This window comes from Polyangium fumosum (assembly GCF_005144585.1).
GTDB lineage: Bacteria > Myxococcota_A > Polyangia > Polyangiales > Polyangiaceae > Polyangium > Polyangium fumosum.
In genome coordinates this window covers 107,322-124,899 of the sequence record NZ_SSMQ01000029.1, presented here as the reverse complement: position 1 = coordinate 124,899, position 17,578 = coordinate 107,322, and the positions used below count along the sequence as shown (strand labels likewise).

Sequence of the window (17,578 nt, the reverse complement as noted above, 5' to 3'; positions counted from 1 at the left end):
GCTCAGCTCCTCGGCTTCTTGAATGGATCGATCCCGTTCTTGATCACCTTGAGGCAATTCCCTTCGAGCTTCGTCATCGAGGGATCCCCGGCCTGCGAAGAGGTCTCATCCCCAAGCGGCAGCCACGTCTCCACGCGATCGATGATGTCCGGCCGGCCCGGGAGCGAATAAACGATTTGCAGATCCACCGTCCGATAGATCCAGCCGTCTCCCTGCTTCCCGCGCAGCTCGTCCTCCTCGCCTCGCGAAACCTCCATCTCGCACTTCGGCTCGGCCTTCCGGCCCCCGTGCGCCTTCGGCCCGGGTTGCGTCCCGCCGACGGTGCTGGAGGACAGGCCATTGCCATAGGTCAGCGATGAACACGTGGTGAACGTGTGCCGCTTGCCGTTGTGGAGGATCGCCGTGATCGTGAGATCATCATGAGCGAATTCCCCGCGCGGAGTCGTCACGGTTTGCCCCATCTCAGCCGCCTTCCTCCTCGTTGTCGGTCAACAGGCCCGGCCCGAGTTCAGCCGAGACCCCGTAGATTTGCCCCCGCGGGACAACGGTCATCGTCGCCCGAAGGAAGTTCGTCTCGAAGATGTTGTCCGTGCGGATGACACGCGCCCGGACAGCGCTCGCGTGGTCGGGCATCAGCGCGCTTGCCAGGGCATTCGTGACCGCTCGGTCGATCGCGCCCGCGGTGTTCGTTTCGAGCGTGCCGTCCTCGTGCAGCGGTGGATCGTTGTTGATCTCGTTGTCGAGGACCGGCTGCGCCGCGAGGTATGCCTCGATCATGACGCGCGTCACGTTCAGATCCCGATAACGGCTCCGTTCGTCCGCCATCGTGAGCCCGCGGGCGAAGTACACGTTTCCCCCGCTCGTATCCATGACCGTGAGCCGCGCGGCCCGGAGCTTCACCGTCGCGAGCCCCTCGTCCACGGGAAGCGCGTCGACTTCCTTCAACGGCCCGTCATCGTGGTTGCCGAGATCCGACGAGAACCGCATCGCCGCAGCCTTGTACGCGGCCGCCCACGATTGCGAGCGCAAGAACGACCCTTGGAGCGTCCCACCGCGCAGCCACGCGCCGCGGGCGCAGACGCACACCCGGCGCGACGCGAAGCCCTCGAAGGCTTCCGCGAGCGCCTCGTCCGTCTCGCCGAGGGGCGCGCCGATGATCGCGACGATCGGCCGCTTCAGCGCTTCGAGCTCCGCGATCTTCGTGTCGAGGGCCTCCGCGAGCGCCCGCGTTTCCGCGGCGTCCGCGAGCTCGCCAGCGACATGCAGGATCCGGAAATCCGCCTTCACCTGGACGAGCTTGTCGAGCGCCTCGATCACGGCCTCGACCGAGAACCCCGGCGCATAGCAGGCAAAGGCGTATTCGGTATCCTTGACGAACGACGCCGCCGGAAACTGGATCGTCACGCCGACGCCCGGAATCGTATGGTCCGCTTCGCGGCCCTTCACATCCGCTTTCGGAAGCCCGAGTAATTCGAGCGCGCTTCCGCCGAGGATCGCCAGCGCAGACCCCTCGCCAACCGTGAGGCTCGCAAGCCGCAGCTTCGAGGCCGGAGCTACGAGCGACGCAGCGACGTTCTTGACCTTCCCGAGCGCAGCGACGACCGCCGCGGGATCAGCAGGAGGATCCTTGAATTCGACGGTTTGAGCCTCCCCCGTGTCCTCCTGCAAATCGAGCATCGCCCCGTCGAGATCCCCCGCCTCGCCTTGCTTCAAACCGACCACCAGGCCGAGCGCGCCGAGCGCAGAGCCGCCGAGGAGCTCGATCGTCGCCGCCTTCCCGATCGCCTTCGAGACCCACACGAGCCGCGCGCCGGCACCGAGTGAGAACACGCTCGCGGAAAAGGCGTTCGACAATTGCGCGAGCAGCGCGACCGCGTCCTTCGGGGCCTCGATCACGCACGTCACCTCAGTGCCGTTGATCTTGGCCTCGATGTCCTTCCCATCGAGCAAGCCCCCGGACCCGTAGAGGCCCGAGGCCCCGAGGTCTTTGTCCCCGCGAATCTGCGCCGGTTTCGCGTACGTGAGCCGTGATAGATCCCGCGTGCCCGTCACCTCGGCCGCCTTGCGCGTCGGGATCACGAGCTCCGTTCCGAACCGTGGAACGACCGCTGCGCCGGCCGCCGTCCCCGAGATCGAGACGCGGAATCGCCCGACGCCCTGCGCCCCACTCTTCGTGACCCGCACCCGCACGGCCGCCGTATCCGTCGGTGCGCCCGAGAGCAGGAGCGCCGGCCCCGGACCGGATTGCGTGATCGGCCCGAGCACGCCCGGAATACTCGCCTCGATGGGGACCGCGAGCGTGCGCTGCTTGGACACGCGCACCGCTTGCGCCGTCGCTTCCGTCAGCGGCCCCTCGCCGAGCGCTTTCGCGACGGGCGAAGGCACATCGAACGCATAGACGGCATTCGTCGAGCCCGCCGCGCAGACGCCGACCTTGGCGACCACCCGCGCAGCGGATGCCGGCTCGCCCGCCGGTCCGAATTCAGTAAACGTGATCTCAGCGCTCGGCATCAGAACCCCTCACGTTTCGAGCCATCGGGCGCAGCCGTTTCCCCCTCGGCCGAGGCTTTCAAGATCAGCGCATGCCGCAGCTCGACGTCCACCACCGGAAGGCGGATCGACATCGGGACGACCACCTTGACCCCCGCCGAACCCGCGCGCCCGGCCCCCGCGATCCACTGCACGCGCCCATAACCACGCGCCCGTCGGCTCACCCCGAGCTCCCGCACCGATTGCAACAGGCGGAGGTAGACGCTTTCCGCCTCGACGGGCGAGCTCCCCCAGACCGTGAACGTCGCTTCGATCACGCGATCCTCGCAGATGTGTTTCCCCACGCCGCCTTGCTGCGCCGGAGGTTCGAGGTCCTCATGTTCCGGCACCGAGACGATCAGCCGCGCGGGCGAGGCGAGCCCGCGCCCCTCGTCTTTTCCGATCGCAAGATCGAGGCCCTCGACGTTCATTTTCGCATGGAGCTCCTTGGCGAATCGCCCGAGGCTCGTCTCGTCCCAGCCGCCCATCATTCCCCCTTGACCGCGCGCCGCACCGCGGCGGAAAAGGCGACGCCGACGCCCGCGCGGATGCGCGCAATCCACCCCGGAGGGGGTTGCCCATCCGGAACGAGCGGCCGCTCGGGGTTATGGATGACCCCATGCTGAAGCGTCCCGCGTTGCGCGAAATGCGCGGTCCAGTGATTCACCCGCACCTCGACCGCGCATTCAAAGGGGTTCGGCGGAAGCGGACGATACTCGACGTGCGCCGCGAGCGGCTGTAGCGCGAGCGCGCCATCCGCCGCCCGCTTTGGCCAGGCGTCCCCATCGGGCGAGCGGCCGGCCTCGATGCCATCCCGCACGAGCTCGACAGCCTCTTTGCCGAGGGTCCTTTGCACCTCGGTTTGATGCGATCCCTTCGAGAGACCTCGAAGCCCCTTCGCCATTTCGAGCAGCCCGCGACCCGCGACCCGTGACAGCTTCATGGCCGCCGCCCTCCTCGCCATCCACGTTCCCACCCGCGCAGCTCCGCCGCGCGCACACGAGGCCCGAGCAGTCGGCCTCCCACCCCCGACTGCCCCACAACGCCCGGCAGCTTTTTCCCGCCGTCGAGCCCTTCGAGCCAGTGAATTTGGTCGAGGTATCTCTGCCGCAGGTTCTTGGAATCGTCGTGCTCGGGATCGAAGCCCGAAGCGGACATGAGCATGTAGGCAGCAATCGCCGCCGTCGCTTCGACGATCGCCCCGGTGAACACCGCAAGCGGCGGATGCAGGTCCGCGAGGTACGTGTCCACCTTGCGCGAAGCGGCCTCGATCCCTTCGAGTTGGTCCGCCACCGGCACGCGAGCCAGCGCCTCCGCATTCACGCCGAGCGCGTACAGTTGCGAAAGCGAGGCGTACGCGTTCACGTCTCCCCCGTCGCGGCCATGCTCGGGCCCTTCTCCTCGCCGCTCTCCTTCGACGCCTTGCCCTTTGCCTCGGGCGACGCCTTCCCGCGCGCCTCGCGCCCGTGCTCGACGCCCGGCAGCTCCCGCACCGTGATCCGCTTCCCGGGATCGCGCTTCAGCATTTCGATCTGCTCGCGCGTCAGCGCATCATCCGGGAGCTCGGTCGCCCCAGCCTTCCAGCAGAGCCCGATCCGGACCTTCCTGCCGTCGCGCTCTTCTTCGCGCCACCCGCAGCGGTAGGAATCATATCCAGGAGGCGGAACACACGTAACGATAATCATCGTCCTTTCCTCCGGCCCTACGGGCGACACTTCGCGATGCTCTGCCAGACGGCCGGAGCCGCGTTGCCCCGGCAGTCGACCCCCGCGAGGTATTGGTTATTCACGAACGCGTATTCGCTCCCGTTCATGAGCGCCTGAAATCGCGGCTTCTGCCGTTCCTGCCAGATGATCGGCCGCATCAACTGATTCTTGAGCATGGCGAGGAACCAGACCCCCGGCGAATCGCTCAGCTCATCGATCACGAGCACCTCGGCCGTCCCCTGATTGATGTTGTCCTCCTGCGCGCCGCCGCGGGCGATCGTCTCGGCTTCCACGATCCGCTTCGCCGCGCCCTCCTTCTGCGGGCTCACGATCAGCGTGTCCGGCTTGATCCCGATGCGCCGCCCGTTCACGTCGACGAGCGACCGCATGTTCGCGCGGACGAGCTCGTAATTCTCGGGCGTGAGGGCCATCCCCGAGGGGTAATAGTTGGCCTGGACGGGCGAATCCGGATCGTCTTGGTCGACCGGATGCACCTCGGAAAAGACAGGCTGGCCATCGTAGACGACGAGGGAGACCGGCCCGACGAGAGGATCGAGGTAACTCGCTTGCTCCCCGTAGAGGAGGATCGGCGCGATGCAGTCGTCGGGATGCTTCGCGGCCTGCTGCCCGAGCAGGCTCGCGTAATCGCCGTACATCCCGTATTTGTCGTCCTCGATCTTCTCCCGCTCGACGCCGAGGGTCTTCTCAAAGGGCTTGTTTTTGATCGTGAAGCTACGCGATCGGAGGTTCTCGACCACGCGCGGGCCGACCCAATGCCGAAGGCCCGGGATCGCGGTCAGCCAAGAGTAAGTTTCCTCCTCGCCCGTGCTCGGCAACGTGCGGGCGACCTTCGAGCCCCAGGGCTCCGCCATGCCCATCCCGCTCTTGAAGAGGATTTGGAAGCCCTTGAACATCGCCCGCAGGCTTGAACGCGTGATGATCATCGAACGCCCTTCCTCGCGTCACCGCGGACCGATCGAGACCGCCACGCGGCCCCCGTCGAGCCCCATCATCTTCCCCGCTACCGAGCGTTTGCCGCCTCCGCTGGTCTTCGCGACGCGGCCCCCGTTCACGAAGAACACGTCCTTCAGGAAATCGGCCATGGTGACCACGTCGGCCCCGCTCGAATTCTGGAGCAGATAAGTCCCCGGCTCGCAGTTGATCCGCTCGGCGCCGTCCTGGCCCGCGCTGTTGTCTTTCGTCTCGCAGGCCCGCCCGACCGGCCGAAGGTCCGCGGCTTCGCCCGCCTCGACCGCGTAGCCCGAGGCATCCACGCAGACGATATTGCCTTCCTCGATCACCGCGCCGGCCTTCATCCCCGGCGCGAGCCGCTCGACGCAGACGCCGATCCCGTATCGCTTGACGTCACGGACCATGAGCCAGCTCCTTCAATCGTCGCCGTCGTCCATCGCGGCGGGATCGATCCGCAGGGTTTTCGCCACCTGGAGATCGAACTCGCCATTTCGCCGCGTACGCGCCGCGAGGCTCGCTTGCTGGTAGCGGTTTGCCGGAGGGGAGGGCCTCGCCGCCGGTTTCTTCGGGGGATCGCCCTTCGGCGGTTCCTTTTTCGGCTTCTCCCGCTCGGGATCCTCGCCCGTGCTCCCGACGAGTTCCCGCAACGCGTCGAGGTCCTTCCGGCCGAGCTTGACGAATGCCTCCCGCCCGGCCTCGGGGATGAGCTTCGCCGCGATGCCACGGTCCACGAGCGCGCCGATCTCGTCCTCGATGGCCGACGCGCGCGCCGCTTGCAGCTCCTCGGCCGCGGTAGCGAGCGCCTCGCGCGTCGTCGCCTTCCCGGTCAGCATGCGGATCTGCGCGAGGGCCTCCGCCGCGTCGCTATCCTTCAACGCGTCGTCCCCCTCATCGCCGCCTTCCTCGGCCATGTGATCGTCAAATGCCTTGATCACGTCGTCCTCACTCGCCGAATCGGGATCGAGCCCGAGCGCCGAGGCGATATGTGCGAGCGCGCCTTCCAGCATCCCTTTTGCTCCCTGCGAAGCCGCCATCAGCGGCGGTAACCCGTGCGAAGCGGGCAGGTTCGTCAGCGCGACGTTGATCAGCCGCGTTATCCGGTTGCTATCGAGCTCGTAGTCGACCGCGGGCGAAATGTAGCGATACTTCCGCGCCCGCACCTTCTCCGCGGCCTCCTCGGTCCACCGGACCTCGACGGCCCATAGCGCGCCCTCGCGGACCTCGGGCCGGAACCACGCGGCCGCCTCGCCCGCGCCCTTCGAGAAGCCGAAGAGGGAGGCGTGATCGTAATCGAAGAAGAGCTCCGCGCCGTGCGCCTCGAAGTCAGCGAGGACGCGGCGCGCGGCTTCCTCATCGAAGAGGAGGAGGCCTTTGTACGATTTGTTCACGCCTGCGCGGAAGAGCAGCACCTCGCCGGGCGGATCCCCGGACAAATCTACAAGGCGGAGCGTTGCGCGACCGTTTCGAGCCATACACCCAGCGCAGCGAGGGATAGGCTTCCCTCACCCTTTGGGGGGAAACAGGACGCGGAGATCTCCTTTCGAGCACCTTTTGCCTGTCGAGACGATTTTCCCCTGGCCGTCCTCGTCTACTCCGCCGTCGAAGCGCGCAGCGGCACCCCCAGCTCTTTGAAGAGCGCCTCGACGTCGATTCGCTCCACGACCGACCCACCCGCGAGCTTCGCCAGCGCTTCCGCGAGCGTACCGAGCGACTCGGCGCGCAACTTCAGCGCCTCAGCTTCCGCCGCCGCATGCGCCTTGATGGCGTCCGCCGTAGCGCGTTTTGCCTCCGCCTCAGCTTTCGCCACGTCCGCGCGCCGTCGTGCTTCGAGCACTTCGGCCTCGGCTTGCGCCTCGCGCTCCTCCGGCGTCCTCGTATCCCACTTCGGCCACGGCGCGAGGCGTTCGTCCCCGTAATTGAACAGCGCCCACGGCCGTAGCACCTGAAAATGCCCCGTCGTCGCGAGCCCTTCGGTATCCGCCCGCTTCCCCTCATGCCGGACCGCGTTGTGGACCTTTCCGAGCGCATGCGAGCCGATCGGCGCAGGTTCCATGGTGAGCGTCTGCCGGAGGATCGCCATCGCCGCCGCGCTGTCGCAGTATCGGATCCCGCGCTCGAACACCTCGACCGCGCTCGCGCCGTCCGCCTGGACGAGCTCGTAACCCCAGCCCGCTGCCGCTTTCCCCTCGCTATCGATGTCCACCGGGAGCATGATCACCGGCGATTTCCCTGCGTTGACGAGCGCGTCCTGGTACGCGTCGCGCTCCCGCGCCGTCTCCTCAGCTTCATCGAGGGCCGCGGGATACCGACCGACGCGCGTGGGATGCCCGTAGACCTCGGAGTAATGGGCCCAATCCGTGAACATCTGTTGTTTCGCGAGGTAGTACATGGCCACCCGCCGAACGGCGCCGTTCATCCAAGGGGTCTGGCTCCCCGACGCGAAGATCGCCCACTTGTGCGGATCCGCGCCAAGCGCGATCTGCGTGGTCGGAGTGCCGACCTTGTATGTGACCTCGTGCCCATCGAACCACAGATCCCGCGGATGCCAGACTTCGAGCAGGGGCAGCCATTGCCCGCGCTCCTCGGTCCAATTCAGTTGCACGACCGCGACGCCGAGCATGATCAACCACTTGAGCACGTCCCGCAGCACGGGCTCGGGGCAGAAGCGCCACCACACCTCCGCGGCCTCCCGTTGCGCGAGTTCCGCCGCGTCTTTGTCATCCGTCTCGGTGGACACCTCGAAGGAGAGCGGCAGCGCGAGCAGCCCGTCGATCCGTTGCTGAAGGGCGCCGTCGAGCCGCTCGTCCGTCAAGAGTGCTTCCGCGAGGTCCGCCGACTCGCGAAAATCGCCGGCTTCATGCCGTTCGAGCGCCTGCCGCACGCGGTCGTTATCCCAGCCCATGAGCGGCGCAAACACGTGTTGCGCGTACCGAACGCGAGGAGCGCGGTTCATCGGGTGTACCTCGTCAGCTTCACCGGTCGCTTGTTCGCCGCGGAGAACGAGCCCGCGATCCGCCCCGCAGGCGAGGAGAGCAGGTCATGCGCGGCGGCGCCGGCGTCGACCTGGTCGTCCTCGTCGTCGTCCTGCCCCGTGAATCGAAGATGCTCCGCCAGGAAGACGTTGACCCACGAATCCGGGCCGACGTCTTGAGGGAGAAGCACGCGGCCGTCATTCCAGGATGCCGCGTACGGCTGCGCGCGCGTGAACTTGTCCGCCTTCACGCGGCGCGCCTCGACCGTGAAGCCCCGATCGGACATGAAGGGCACGATCATCTTTTCAAACACCGTGACGTAGCCCATCGCCTTGCATCCCCCGTGCGCCCGTTGCAGCCGCGCCCCGTCCGCCGCGAACTCGGGCGCGAGGACCTGCTTTCGCAGACATTCGAGCACGTAGTACACGCGCCGCCCGCGCTCCGGTTCGTGCGAGCGCATGACGACCGCGGACGAGTAATCCGCATGCTTTCGTGCGGTATACGCGAAATCGACGCCGATCCCGTCGCGATACTCCCGCACCTCGTTGAGGGCCTCGGGGGTGTAGAGGGCCGGCTCTGCGTTGAACACGGCCCCGCCTCGCGGCCGCGGGACGCCCTGGTAAAGCGAGGCCCACGTGTATTCCCCGACCTCGCGCCGCCGTGCTTCGAGCTCGGCCGCGGGCCAGCGTTCGGGCCACAGCGCGCGCTCGTCGTCGGTGAGCGCAGGCAAGCGAAGGTACTGCCAGCCCTGGGAGATCAGCCGCCCCGAGAGGTCCTCGGGATGCCACCGCGTGGCAAGGACGATCGCGCTCCCGCCCGGCTCGACGCGGTTGATCGTCGAGCCCTGCCAGAGGTCCCATATCCGCGAACGGTACGTGGGGCTTTCGGCCTGGATTCGGTTCTTGAAAGGGTCGTCCACGAAGAGGACGCGGAACCCCTTGCCCGTCAGTGAGCCATTCAGCGCGGTAAACACCGCCCGTCCACCCTCGCGCGTCCGCCACTCGCCGACGCCCTTCGCGCCCGCGTCGAGCTCGACGCCGGCCGCGCGCGCTATCGCCCGAGCGTCGCGGCTCTTGCTGTTGGCCAGCTCGATTCCGTACGTCGCATAAGCGATCGGGAGGGTCGGATCCTTTCGCAAGTACCACGCGATCGCATGGAGGATCGTGTCCGTCTTCCCATGCCGTGGAGGCGCATGGATGACCGCGCGGACAGGCTCGCGCCGCGCACGTTCGAGCAGCTCGATCAGCGGAGCGAGATGATCCGGACGCGCATAGCCTGGCGTAACAGCCGGTATGAACGCCGCGAGGCCTTCGGAGGGGGCCGCAGCTATCCGCCCGTGCTCCTTGAACGAGAAATCGCCCACCCGATAGCCGAAAGCCTTCGCCATCGAGTTATTCCCCGAGGTACGGCTCGGGGTTTGCCTTGAGCTCGGCCAAGAGCTTTTCGAGCGCCGCTATCTGCTCAGGCCTCCCGATCTCGCCCGTCGCCCAGTAGATTTCGAGCTCCCGACAAGCCTTCCGATCCTTCCAACCGCTCTTCGCGCCCGCATCCCACGCGACGCGCAGCTCCTTGGGGAGCGTTGGGGGGCGAGCGACGTCAACATGCACGTTGCCATCGACCCGCGTATGCCTGCGGTTCCACTTCTCGGGGTACCGCGCGCGCAGGATGTCGAGCGCGAGGCGCGGATCGTCTGCGGCCCCTTGCGTCGCGATCGAGGCGAGCCGCGCTTCGCCCTTCGCCTCCGCGGCTCGGATCGCCGCATCGAACGCCGGATCCTGCTTTCGCCAATCTCGCAGCGTCCGCGGCTTGATCCCGACGAGCGCGCACACCGTCGGCCGGTGAAGTTGACCGAGCCGAAGCGCGTCGAGGATCTGCTTTTCGACCTCGGGGGTGCGGAGGGTCGGGCGGCCGCCGTTCATGGTCTACTCCAGCAGGTTCCGGAAATCGTCGAATTCATCCCGAGGCTTTGCGCCTCCGTTCGCGCTCCCCTCGAAGCGCCCTGGCTCGGGAGCCGTTGCCGTGCGCGAGGAGAGGCGCCCTTCGCGGATGGCAATCGCGTCGAGGAGCCGATGCACATCGCGCAGGATCACGCTCGTCTCGGGGAAGACGATTCGCCGCTCCCGCTCGATGCGCACGGCTTCCTTGAGCCGGCGCTTTTCAACGCGGAGAAGCCACCGGAGCGTCTTCACGTCCGCGTCCATCTTCGGCGCGTCCGGGTTCGGTGCGGGCCGCCCTTCGGCGGAAGCGCGCTCGGCTTCCTCGGGCGTCAACGATTGAGCGCGATCCCGCGGCCTTTCGCTGCTTTGGTCCATGACGGCCTCCGGATCAGGGGGTGCATGAGCATGTGGCAATCGTTGCAGATCACGATCAGATTCGCGGGATCGAACACGAGCTCCGAGGCGATCCCCGAGATCGAGCAGGGGATGATGTGGTGAACGTGCCGCGCGGGAACGCCGCAGCACTCGCAGAAGCGGCCGCGAGCGTCGAGGACTTCGCGCACGATGCGCCTGTATCGCCGTTGTGGGGTCTCCGCCAAAGGTAAAGCCATCCTACCCTTGGAGGAGAAAGGAGCCGCCCGCGGCCTATTTCTATCCTCTTTTCGAGGCGGCGGGGGACTTCAACCGTTCGACCTCTCCCTCGAAAGTGCCGAGCCTGCCTTCCATCCCGACGAGCCGCGCGTGGAATTCTTGCATCGCGAGGACCGACGCCACCGGAATCGGACACGCCTCGCGCAGCCCCTCGAGCATGACGACCGTTCCGCGGCGTCCGATTTGTGGCACCAGAAGTGAAACGCCGTGGATGCGTTCGAGGTATCGCAGCCGTCGGGTGAGCTTCCTTCGCCACCCTGGCGCCGCCGTGGGCTCGCCGAGCATCGAAGCAGCTTCCGCCAGGCTGATGCGCCCCGACGCGCGGATATCGAGCGCCGCCGCGAGCCTCGGATCCCGTGTTCCCTTGGAGATCGTTTCGACGACGGCTTCCCAATTCGATCGCAGCCCGTCCATAAGCTACCTCCTTCGCGAAGCCTCGCTCCGTCCGGTGATCCGAGAAAGCAAAAAATAAAATGTCGAGCGCGGTCGGGGTGCCTCGACCCCGGGGAAGATTTTCGCCGAGGCCCGGCCGGCCCGCCGAGGGGCCCTCGACCCCTTACGCGCGCCGGGCTCGACGCCCTCGACGCCGCCCGGCCTCGCCGTCGCCCTCGACCACGCCGCGATCACCTGCCTCGACGCCGGCCCCCGCGGCATCGTGCGACTCCGACGAACCGACGATCGAGCCCTCGACGTCGAGCCCCGCGACGCTCGCCGACGAGCTCGACGCGGAGGGTTTCCGCCGCCTTGGTTTCCGCCACTCTGACCCCCCCGGATGCGGGGGTGGCGGAAATACGATGTTGAGCGCGGTCGGGGTGCCTCGACCCCGGGGAAGATTTTCGCCGAGGCCCGGCCGGCCCGCCGAGGGGCCCTCGACCCCTTACGCGCGCCGGGCTCGACGCCCTCGACGCCGCCCGGCCTCGCCGTCGCCCTCGACCACGCCGCGATCACCTGCCTCGACGCCGGCCCCCGCGGCATCGTGCGACTCCGACGAACCGACGATCGAGCCCTCGACGTCGAGCCCCGCGACGCTCGCCGACGAGCTCGACGCGGAGGGTTTCCGCCGCCTTGGTTTCCGCCACTCTGACCCCCCCGGATGCGGGGGTGGCGGAAATACGATGTTGAGCGCGGTCAGGGCGCCTCGACCCCGGGGAAGATTTTCGCCGAGGCCCGGCCGGCCAGCCGAGGGGCCCTCGACCCCTTACGCGCGCCGGGCTCGCCGACCGCGAGGCCCTCGACGCGGCCCCGACCTCCCGGTCGCCCTCGACCGATCCCGCCGAGGTCAGTGGGCGTTGCAAAGCGCGAAAGTGCTGGTCCCCTGAGTGCCCCCCAAACCCACTGTCCGTGACATCAACAACAATATGCAACAAATGTAGGTACTCAACCAGTTTTTGATCGCATTCTGGGTAGATATTTTGCTCTCTCGGCAGCCCGGGGACCCACCAGAGGGACTTGCGCGGCGCGTGAGAATGACGTAACTGCGCTCCCCTATATGGCACGCACGCTCACGACTCGCGATCGGTTGGTTGTCCTCCCGGAACCTGGGCACAGATACCTCCTTCCTACGGGAGAAACCATCACGGTCGGGAAAAGGCTTGGTAACGGAGCCTTTGGCCTCGTGCATGAGGCGGTCGATGACTTCGATAACGCACTCGTCGTCAAGACGCTGAGTCCCCGTAACCGAACGTACGAAGAAATCAAGGCGAATTGGGAGCGTGAGATTCAGGCATTGAGTACGCTACGGCATCCACATATCACCCACGTCTACAGCTGGTTTGAACACCAGAACGCATTTTCGATCGTTATCGAACGCTGCACCGGCACGCTTAAAGATCTTTTCGCGATGCCGGGCTATGACGGTAGCGTCTGGATGCGCCCAATAGCAAGGTGTATCCTTAGTGGCATTCATTTTGTCCACAGTCAGGGGTATGTTCATAAGGATATTCACTCAGGAAATATATTCTGGTTGATGCATAGAAACGAGATGGATGCGACGCCAGCATCCTCCGTGACGTTCAAAATTGGAGACCTCGGTATCAGTAGGCTCGCAACCGAAATCGACTTTTTCGGCACCGTGCTTGCCCAGTGGATGCTCCCGCCCGAATTCCTCGCCCCGGACCGGTTTGGTTATGTTGGTCCGCAGACCGATATCTATCACGCGGGATTGCTCTTGCTCTCAGTCTGGCACGGGCAGGATCTCCAATTTGAAAAATCGCAGATTCTGGATGGACTGCCCCGAAGCGTGGCCGCAGACTTGCCTCCACCTTGGGGACCAGCGCTCGAAAAAGCTCTCCGGCGAACTGTCGCCCAAAGGACACAAACGGCGGTTGAATTGTGGCGAGACTTGCAACAGCCTTAAGCCGTGGCGAGTTTCGGCCGGTATGTCCCAGCCGCACCCATGCGCCGCTTCCCGCCAGGCTCGTCGTTCTCCTCTTTGCTTGCTGCCCCGCCCAGGTCGCGTAGCGGCCAATGGCAACTCCTGATGCCAACCGACCCAACGATCTGCCATGGCGCTCCGGTTTCGTAAAAGCATCAAGATCCCCGGAGGCTTCCGCGTCAACCTGAGCAGCCGCGGCATCGGCGCATCCTGGGGTGTCCCCGGCTTCCGCGTCAGCACCGGACCTGCCGGCTCCCGCGCCCACTTCGGCATCCCCGGCGCCGGCCTCCACTGGAGCCAGAACCTCGGCGCCGGCCAGCGCGTCGGCTCCTCGGCCGGCGCGCAGTATCAGCAGATGCTCGCGGCCCAGCACGACCCGAGCCGCGCCCCCTACCACCAGCCGATCCTCGACGAGGTCCAGCTCCACGAGCAGCACCTCCGCGCCCTGACCACGCTTCACCACGAAGGGTGGTCCCCCTGGGACTGGCGCCAGATCGCCGCATCGCCCGCGCCCCCGCAGCCGTACCGCCAGAACCACCGCGAGGCCGCCGCCCTCCAGGCCCTCCAGGCGCACCGCCCCGGCGTCCTCGGAAAGCTCACCGGAGCTGATCGCCGCCTCGAAGAACTCCAGCAAGCCGTCCACGTCGCCCGCGCTCAGGATGAGCAGGAGTACGGCGCCCATTACGCCGCGTACATGAACGAGCTCGACCGCTGGAAATGGTTCCAGCGCGCCGCGCAGGGCGTCCTTTCCGGCGACCCGGAAGCCTGCCAGGCGGTCCTCGACCACCTCGGCCCCTTCCAAGCCTTCCAGCAGCTCGGATCCTCACTGAACGTGTGCATCACCCGCCCATGGTGCGTGGAGGCATGGCTCACCGCGAACGATCAAAGCGTCCTGCCTGACGAGGCGGTCTCCTACACGTCGACGGGTAGAATCTCCCGGAAGACGATGCCGACCCAGCGGTATTGGTCGATCTACCAGGACCACGTGTGCAGCGCCGCCCTCCGCATCGCCCGGGAGGTCTTCGCGATCCTCCGGATCCCCGTCACGCTGGTCCACGTGGCCTACCCGTGGACGAACACCCAGACGGGCTTCCCAGATCGCTACCCCATTCTTTCCGTAGCGTTCGACATCGAGACCTTCTTCCAGCTCAGGCTCGAAGCGATCGACCCCTCAGATTCGATGGCCAATTTCGAGCACCGCATGGAGCACAAGAAGAACTCGGGCCTCGACCCGATCGAACCCCTCACCCCCGACGACATCGAGCAGAACCAGGGGTGAGCCTCGCCTATCCAGCGAACCCCGGCTTCCACGTCGCGGGCCCCTCCGCCTCCGTTTCCTCCAGGTACTCGACCCACGCGAGCTCTTCCTCGGTCGGCGGAGCAAGCGGAGCGCACGGGACCGCCGCGAGCCCAGGATCGCGCTCGTCCTCAGGCCCCTCGTCGCCGTCATGCTCGCCGAGCCTCACGCGCTGCCTCCCGTCCGGCCGAGCCACACATCGCCGCCACCTGGTCACCTGGTCACGTCTGGACACGAGTTTTGAAAACTCCCGATCCTGCGCGCGCGCACACCCCTGCGCGAGGATACAAAAAACGTGACCAGACGTGACCAGAACAGGCCCAAGTGCCCGAATCCTCGTACAAAATTCCTGGACACATGCTCGTGTCCAGACCCTCGCGTGCTGCCCATGTCGTGACCAGCAACCACCCGAGGGCGCCTCTCCCCGTCCGACCGCCCATTGCCGCGCGCCCCGCCGTCGTTACGCATGGCCCACCTCGTCCATCGCATCGTCCGCCGCTTGCCGTAATCGGATTCCCTCCCAAGCCCGCACCGAAGCATTATCCACCCACCGTTTCGCCTTGTCATTGCAGCCAAGATCCCGCAGATGCCGCGTAAATGCCTTCGGCCCGAGCAGATGCCGCGCGCCGTTCTCCTTTCCCCAGCGCTCGTAGGCCTCGCGGAGGGCTGAACGCGTGACCCACACATCAGGCCAGACCGCCCGGTCCTTGGCGACCACGCATTCATCGTCCAGGAACTCCCGGAGCGGGTTGTTCTCCTGCCGGTATGTCTCGGTCGCAGCCTCGACCGACGCAGGCACCGCGAGCCCATCCTTTTGCCAGGCCAGACAGCCGCGCACCGCCCACGCGAGGATGGCCGCTCCCGATTTCCGCACGTCGGTGAGCGTGCGTTTTACGCGTCGATCGCGCCGTTCCTTCGGGATCACCCTGTCAAACGGGATGCGCAGGATCCGCCGCCACATGGCCAGATCCTCGTCGCTCACGCGGGGCGCATGGTTTGCCGCAAGCCATAACTTGAACGTCGGCTTGAACTCGAACGACTCCTGATAGAGCATCCGAGCGGTCACCGTATCGCCGCCCGTGATGCTCTTGACGAGCGCCTCCGCGAGCCGTTTGCCGTCGTCCACCTCGATCGAGACGACGAATCGTGACCCCGCGAGCCTGGCGATGTCATTCCGAGGCGCGCCGACCAGCGGCCGGACCAGGAACGTCTCGAAATCGGACGTCGTGCCGTAGTCCCCCAGCGTCGCCTTGACGGCCTCGAGGAACGTCGACTTGCCCGAGGCCGCGGGCCCATGCACGAAGAAAAGCTTTTCCTCGCTCGTGTCCGCCGACATCGAGTAGCCGACGGCGCGGCCAAGGAAGCCGGCGAGCTCCCGATCGCCGCCCGTGACGTCGTGGAGGAAGGTCTCCCAGAGCTCCGACCGCGCCGCGGGATCGTACACGACCGGAGCAAGCCGCGTGATCAGGTCTTCCCGCCGATGCGGGCGCAGCTTCCCCGTCCGCAGGTCCACCACGCCATTCAGGCAGCAGAGCGACCACGGATCCGCATCGAACGCTGACGCCGGCACGACCACCCCCGGCTCCGACGACGCGAGCGCGAGCATGTTCGAGAGGGCACGCGCCCCCTGCGAGCGCATCGCCCACGCGTAACGACGTTGTGCGCCGTCGAGCGCGGCCCGAGCCCGCTTGATCGCCGTCTCGTCCGAGGACTCGGCCACCGCATCGAGCGCCCTCCGCGCCGCCGCGAGGCGTTCCGCCGCGACGAGCGAAAGGAGCCGCGTGTAATCCTTCGCCGCCCGCTCGGCCGCTGGCGAATCACGCGACCAGCGCCGCCCATCGTAGTGATACCAGCCGCCGAGCTCTGCCACGTATCGCAGATCCGCGCCGTGGACCGCGACGAGGCCTTCCGCGTTCGCGAGTTCGGTACATTCACCCGTACCCGCTCGGAGAGCAGGTAGCGCACGCGGCGCGCGATCCGTGCTGTCTCGCCGAGGACTCGCGGCAGGCGGGGGGCTCGGAGCTCGGCCCACGTCCGACCGGGTAGGAGCCTGTTTGCCCTCGGCCATGATCGCCGCCCGCTCGATGTCATCGTCGTCCACGACCGATTCCGCCCCCCGACCCGCTTCGCGCGACCTCCCGTTTTGCAGCGAATCCGAAGCGCCTCGCCCATGGCTCGACCGCGGCGGAACCGTCCGAGGAGCCGCGCGCCCATCTTCGAGCGCCCGGCGCAAGGTTCGAAGGTGCTGCGCCTTGATCGCCTCCGGATCCCACCGACCGTTCAGCATGGCGCCGTAGAGCGCATCCTCGACCTCGCTCGCCGAGAGCAGCCCACGCGCGACGAGCCCACCGAGCGAGTAGGCCTCACGATTGAGGGTGTCATTCCGGGAGCCCTTCGGCGCCCGCTCGACCACCTCGATCGCCTGATTCAACGCCGCCCGCGCATACCGGGCGTGATCCTCGCCGAAGGAGGGGGCCTCAGGCGCCACGCTCGCCTCCGTGCGCGCCGGAGCCGCCGCGCGCGTGCTCGCCGATGCCATCCGTTCGAACAGCCACCTCGGCAACTCCGCCACCGGAACACGATCAATCCACGTGTAGACGCTCCCGGTGCGATGCACCGTCGGGCAGGTCGCGATTTGCCCGCCATCCCCGCGCACGTCGAGCCCCGTCGCAAGCTTCCCCGCGTTGTTCCGGATCGCGCTCATGTCGAAGTGGCGCGGCACGACGAACACGCGATGCTCGCCCCCGTCGACCCGCCCGGAGCGCGAAGTCAAGGTCCGGGGGAGGGGACCATGGACCGCCTCGAGCGCGCGCAAGCTCTCCCGCCCGGCAGGCCCGTCGATGTCCAGAGCGACGAGCCGCGCCTCACCACCCATCGCCAGGCCGACCCCCGCATCGGGCCACTTCTTCCACCACGCGAGGACGTCCTCGCGCGTCGGCCGCAAATCCTGCCACGCGCGCATGCGCGGGTGCTTGCCCGCGCTCCCACCGCAGCGCATGCCGCGCGAGCATTCGCAGGCCCCTGTCCTCGGATCGACGGACCAAAGGGGAAGCGGCCTCCAGCCCATGCTCACGTAGAGGGATGCCGCGAGCGAAGGCGGATCGTCAGGATCCGGAAGATATTTCGGGTCGAGGTCCATG

General features: G+C 66.9%; 19 protein-coding genes. 2 read left to right on the top strand and 17 right to left on the bottom strand.

Translation table 11 applies throughout. The features are described from left to right. Positions 1 to 2 precede the first annotated feature (2 nt). The 15 genes from E8A74_RS26155 to E8A74_RS26085 form a co-directional block, all read right to left on the bottom strand. Complete coding sequence (locus E8A74_RS26155) at positions 3 to 449, bottom strand: hypothetical protein (RefSeq protein WP_136931796.1); 447 nt, start codon at positions 447 to 449, stop codon at positions 3 to 5. A 13-nt stretch (positions 450 to 462) separates the two neighbouring features. Continuing rightward, positions 463 to 2,511, bottom strand: coding sequence for a DUF2586 family protein (locus E8A74_RS26150; protein ID WP_136931795.1), 2,049 nt, complete (start codon positions 2,509 to 2,511; stop codon positions 463 to 465). After that, on the bottom strand, positions 2,511 to 3,020 hold the full coding sequence (locus tag E8A74_RS26145) for a hypothetical protein (protein WP_136931794.1): 510 nt from the start codon (positions 3,018 to 3,020) through the stop codon (positions 2,511 to 2,513). Before E8A74_RS26145 ends, E8A74_RS26150 begins: the two co-directional genes overlap by 1 nt. Next, positions 3,017 to 3,472, bottom strand: a complete 456-nt coding sequence (locus E8A74_RS26140; RefSeq protein ID WP_136931793.1) for a phage virion morphogenesis protein — start codon at positions 3,470 to 3,472, stop codon at positions 3,017 to 3,019. Before E8A74_RS26140 ends, E8A74_RS26145 begins: the two co-directional genes overlap by 4 nt. Then, on the bottom strand, positions 3,469 to 3,894 hold the full coding sequence (locus tag E8A74_RS26135) for a phage protein Gp36 family protein (RefSeq protein ID WP_136931792.1): 426 nt from the start codon (positions 3,892 to 3,894) through the stop codon (positions 3,469 to 3,471). The genes E8A74_RS26140 and E8A74_RS26135 overlap by 4 nt, the downstream gene beginning before the upstream one ends. Further along, entirely contained in the window at positions 3,891 to 4,214 is a 324-nt protein-coding gene (locus tag E8A74_RS26130; RefSeq protein WP_136931791.1) for a hypothetical protein, read from the bottom strand. The genes E8A74_RS26135 and E8A74_RS26130 overlap by 4 nt, the downstream gene beginning before the upstream one ends. A gap of 17 nt (positions 4,215 to 4,231) precedes the next feature. Next, positions 4,232 to 5,179 carry a Mu-like prophage major head subunit gpT family protein gene (locus E8A74_RS26125; protein WP_136931790.1) on the bottom strand — a complete coding sequence of 316 codons (948 nt, stop codon included), beginning with the start codon at positions 5,177 to 5,179 and terminating at the stop codon, positions 4,232 to 4,234. 18 nt (positions 5,180 to 5,197) lie between these two features. Then, positions 5,198 to 5,611 (bottom strand): hypothetical protein, encoded by a 414-nt coding sequence (locus E8A74_RS26120; protein WP_136931789.1) that lies wholly within the window; start codon positions 5,609 to 5,611, stop codon positions 5,198 to 5,200. Between the two features lie 12 nt (positions 5,612 to 5,623). Next, positions 5,624 to 6,679 (bottom strand): phage protease, encoded by a 1,056-nt coding sequence (locus E8A74_RS26115; RefSeq protein WP_136931788.1) that lies wholly within the window; start codon positions 6,677 to 6,679, stop codon positions 5,624 to 5,626. A gap of 116 nt (positions 6,680 to 6,795) precedes the next feature. After that, entirely contained in the window at positions 6,796 to 8,160 is a 1,365-nt protein-coding gene (locus E8A74_RS26110; protein WP_136931787.1) for a phage portal protein family protein, read from the bottom strand. Then, complete coding sequence (locus tag E8A74_RS26105; protein WP_136931786.1) at positions 8,157 to 9,566, bottom strand: terminase large subunit domain-containing protein; 1,410 nt, start codon at positions 9,564 to 9,566, stop codon at positions 8,157 to 8,159. Before E8A74_RS26105 ends, E8A74_RS26110 begins: the two co-directional genes overlap by 4 nt. 4 nt (positions 9,567 to 9,570) lie before the next feature. Then, the gene (locus E8A74_RS26100; RefSeq protein ID WP_136931785.1) at positions 9,571 to 10,098 is read right to left on the bottom strand and encodes a hypothetical protein; all 528 of its coding nucleotides are present in this window, start codon (positions 10,096 to 10,098) and stop codon (positions 9,571 to 9,573) included. 3 nt (positions 10,099 to 10,101) lie between these two features. Further along, a complete protein-coding gene (locus tag E8A74_RS26095) occupies positions 10,102 to 10,449 on the bottom strand; it encodes a hypothetical protein (RefSeq protein ID WP_136931784.1) in 348 nt (115 codons plus the stop codon). Continuing rightward, a complete protein-coding gene (locus E8A74_RS26090) occupies positions 10,446 to 10,679 on the bottom strand; it encodes an HNH endonuclease signature motif containing protein (RefSeq protein ID WP_170229375.1) in 234 nt (77 codons plus the stop codon). Before E8A74_RS26090 ends, E8A74_RS26095 begins: the two co-directional genes overlap by 4 nt. 88 nt (positions 10,680 to 10,767) lie before the next feature. Beyond that, positions 10,768 to 11,181 carry a hypothetical protein gene (locus E8A74_RS26085; protein WP_136931782.1) on the bottom strand — a complete coding sequence of 138 codons (414 nt, stop codon included), beginning with the start codon at positions 11,179 to 11,181 and terminating at the stop codon, positions 10,768 to 10,770. Between the two features lie 1,075 nt (positions 11,182 to 12,256). Here E8A74_RS26085 and E8A74_RS26080 point away from each other — a divergent pair. Further along, positions 12,257 to 13,123: a serine/threonine protein kinase gene (locus E8A74_RS26080; RefSeq protein ID WP_136931781.1), complete on the top strand. Its 867-nt coding sequence runs from the start codon at positions 12,257 to 12,259 to the stop codon at positions 13,121 to 13,123. 148 nt (positions 13,124 to 13,271) lie between these two features. Beyond that, on the top strand, positions 13,272 to 14,420 hold the full coding sequence (locus E8A74_RS26075; RefSeq protein ID WP_136931780.1) for a DUF4236 domain-containing protein: 1,149 nt from the start codon (positions 13,272 to 13,274) through the stop codon (positions 14,418 to 14,420). 7 nt (positions 14,421 to 14,427) lie between these two features. Here the strand turns inward: E8A74_RS26075 and E8A74_RS26070 are convergent, their stop codons facing one another. Both E8A74_RS26070 and E8A74_RS26065 read right to left on the bottom strand, forming a co-directional pair. Next, positions 14,428 to 14,607 (bottom strand): hypothetical protein, encoded by a 180-nt coding sequence (locus E8A74_RS26070; RefSeq protein ID WP_136931779.1) that lies wholly within the window; start codon positions 14,605 to 14,607, stop codon positions 14,428 to 14,430. A gap of 291 nt (positions 14,608 to 14,898) precedes the next feature. Then, complete coding sequence (locus E8A74_RS26065) at positions 14,899 to 17,505, bottom strand: phage/plasmid primase, P4 family (RefSeq protein ID WP_232379749.1); 2,607 nt, start codon at positions 17,503 to 17,505, stop codon at positions 14,899 to 14,901. Between the last annotated feature and the right edge of the window lie 73 nt (positions 17,506 to 17,578).

Coding starts and splice junctions, on each gene's coding strand:
- E8A74_RS26145 (WP_136931794.1), bottom strand. CDS start 3,020: ATGATGGGCGGCTGGGACGAGACGAGCCTCGGGCGATTCGCCAAGGAG.
- E8A74_RS26100 (WP_136931785.1), bottom strand. CDS start 10,098: ATGAACGGCGGCCGCCCGACCCTCCGCACCCCCGAGGTCGAAAAGCAG.
- E8A74_RS26075 (WP_136931780.1), top strand. CDS start 13,272: ATGGCGCTCCGGTTTCGTAAAAGCATCAAGATCCCCGGAGGCTTCCGC.
- E8A74_RS26110 (WP_136931787.1), bottom strand. CDS start 8,160: ATGAACCGCGCTCCTCGCGTTCGGTACGCGCAACACGTGTTTGCGCCG.
- E8A74_RS26120 (WP_136931789.1), bottom strand. CDS start 5,611: ATGGTCCGTGACGTCAAGCGATACGGGATCGGCGTCTGCGTCGAGCGG.
- E8A74_RS26085 (WP_136931782.1), bottom strand. CDS start 11,181: ATGGACGGGCTGCGATCGAATTGGGAAGCCGTCGTCGAAACGATCTCC.
- E8A74_RS26140 (WP_136931793.1), bottom strand. CDS start 3,472: ATGAAGCTGTCACGGGTCGCGGGTCGCGGGCTGCTCGAAATGGCGAAG.
- E8A74_RS26065 (WP_232379749.1), bottom strand. CDS start 17,505: ATGGGCTGGAGGCCGCTTCCCCTTTGGTCCGTCGATCCGAGGACAGGG.
- E8A74_RS26115 (WP_136931788.1), bottom strand. CDS start 6,679: ATGGCTCGAAACGGTCGCGCAACGCTCCGCCTTGTAGATTTGTCCGGG.
- E8A74_RS26150 (WP_136931795.1), bottom strand. CDS start 2,511: ATGCCGAGCGCTGAGATCACGTTTACTGAATTCGGACCGGCGGGCGAG.
- E8A74_RS26105 (WP_136931786.1), bottom strand. CDS start 9,566: ATGGCGAAGGCTTTCGGCTATCGGGTGGGCGATTTCTCGTTCAAGGAG.
- E8A74_RS26130 (WP_136931791.1), bottom strand. CDS start 4,214: ATGATTATCGTTACGTGTGTTCCGCCTCCTGGATATGATTCCTACCGC.
- E8A74_RS26125 (WP_136931790.1), bottom strand. CDS start 5,179: ATGATCATCACGCGTTCAAGCCTGCGGGCGATGTTCAAGGGCTTCCAA.
- E8A74_RS26080 (WP_136931781.1), top strand. CDS start 12,257: ATGGCACGCACGCTCACGACTCGCGATCGGTTGGTTGTCCTCCCGGAA.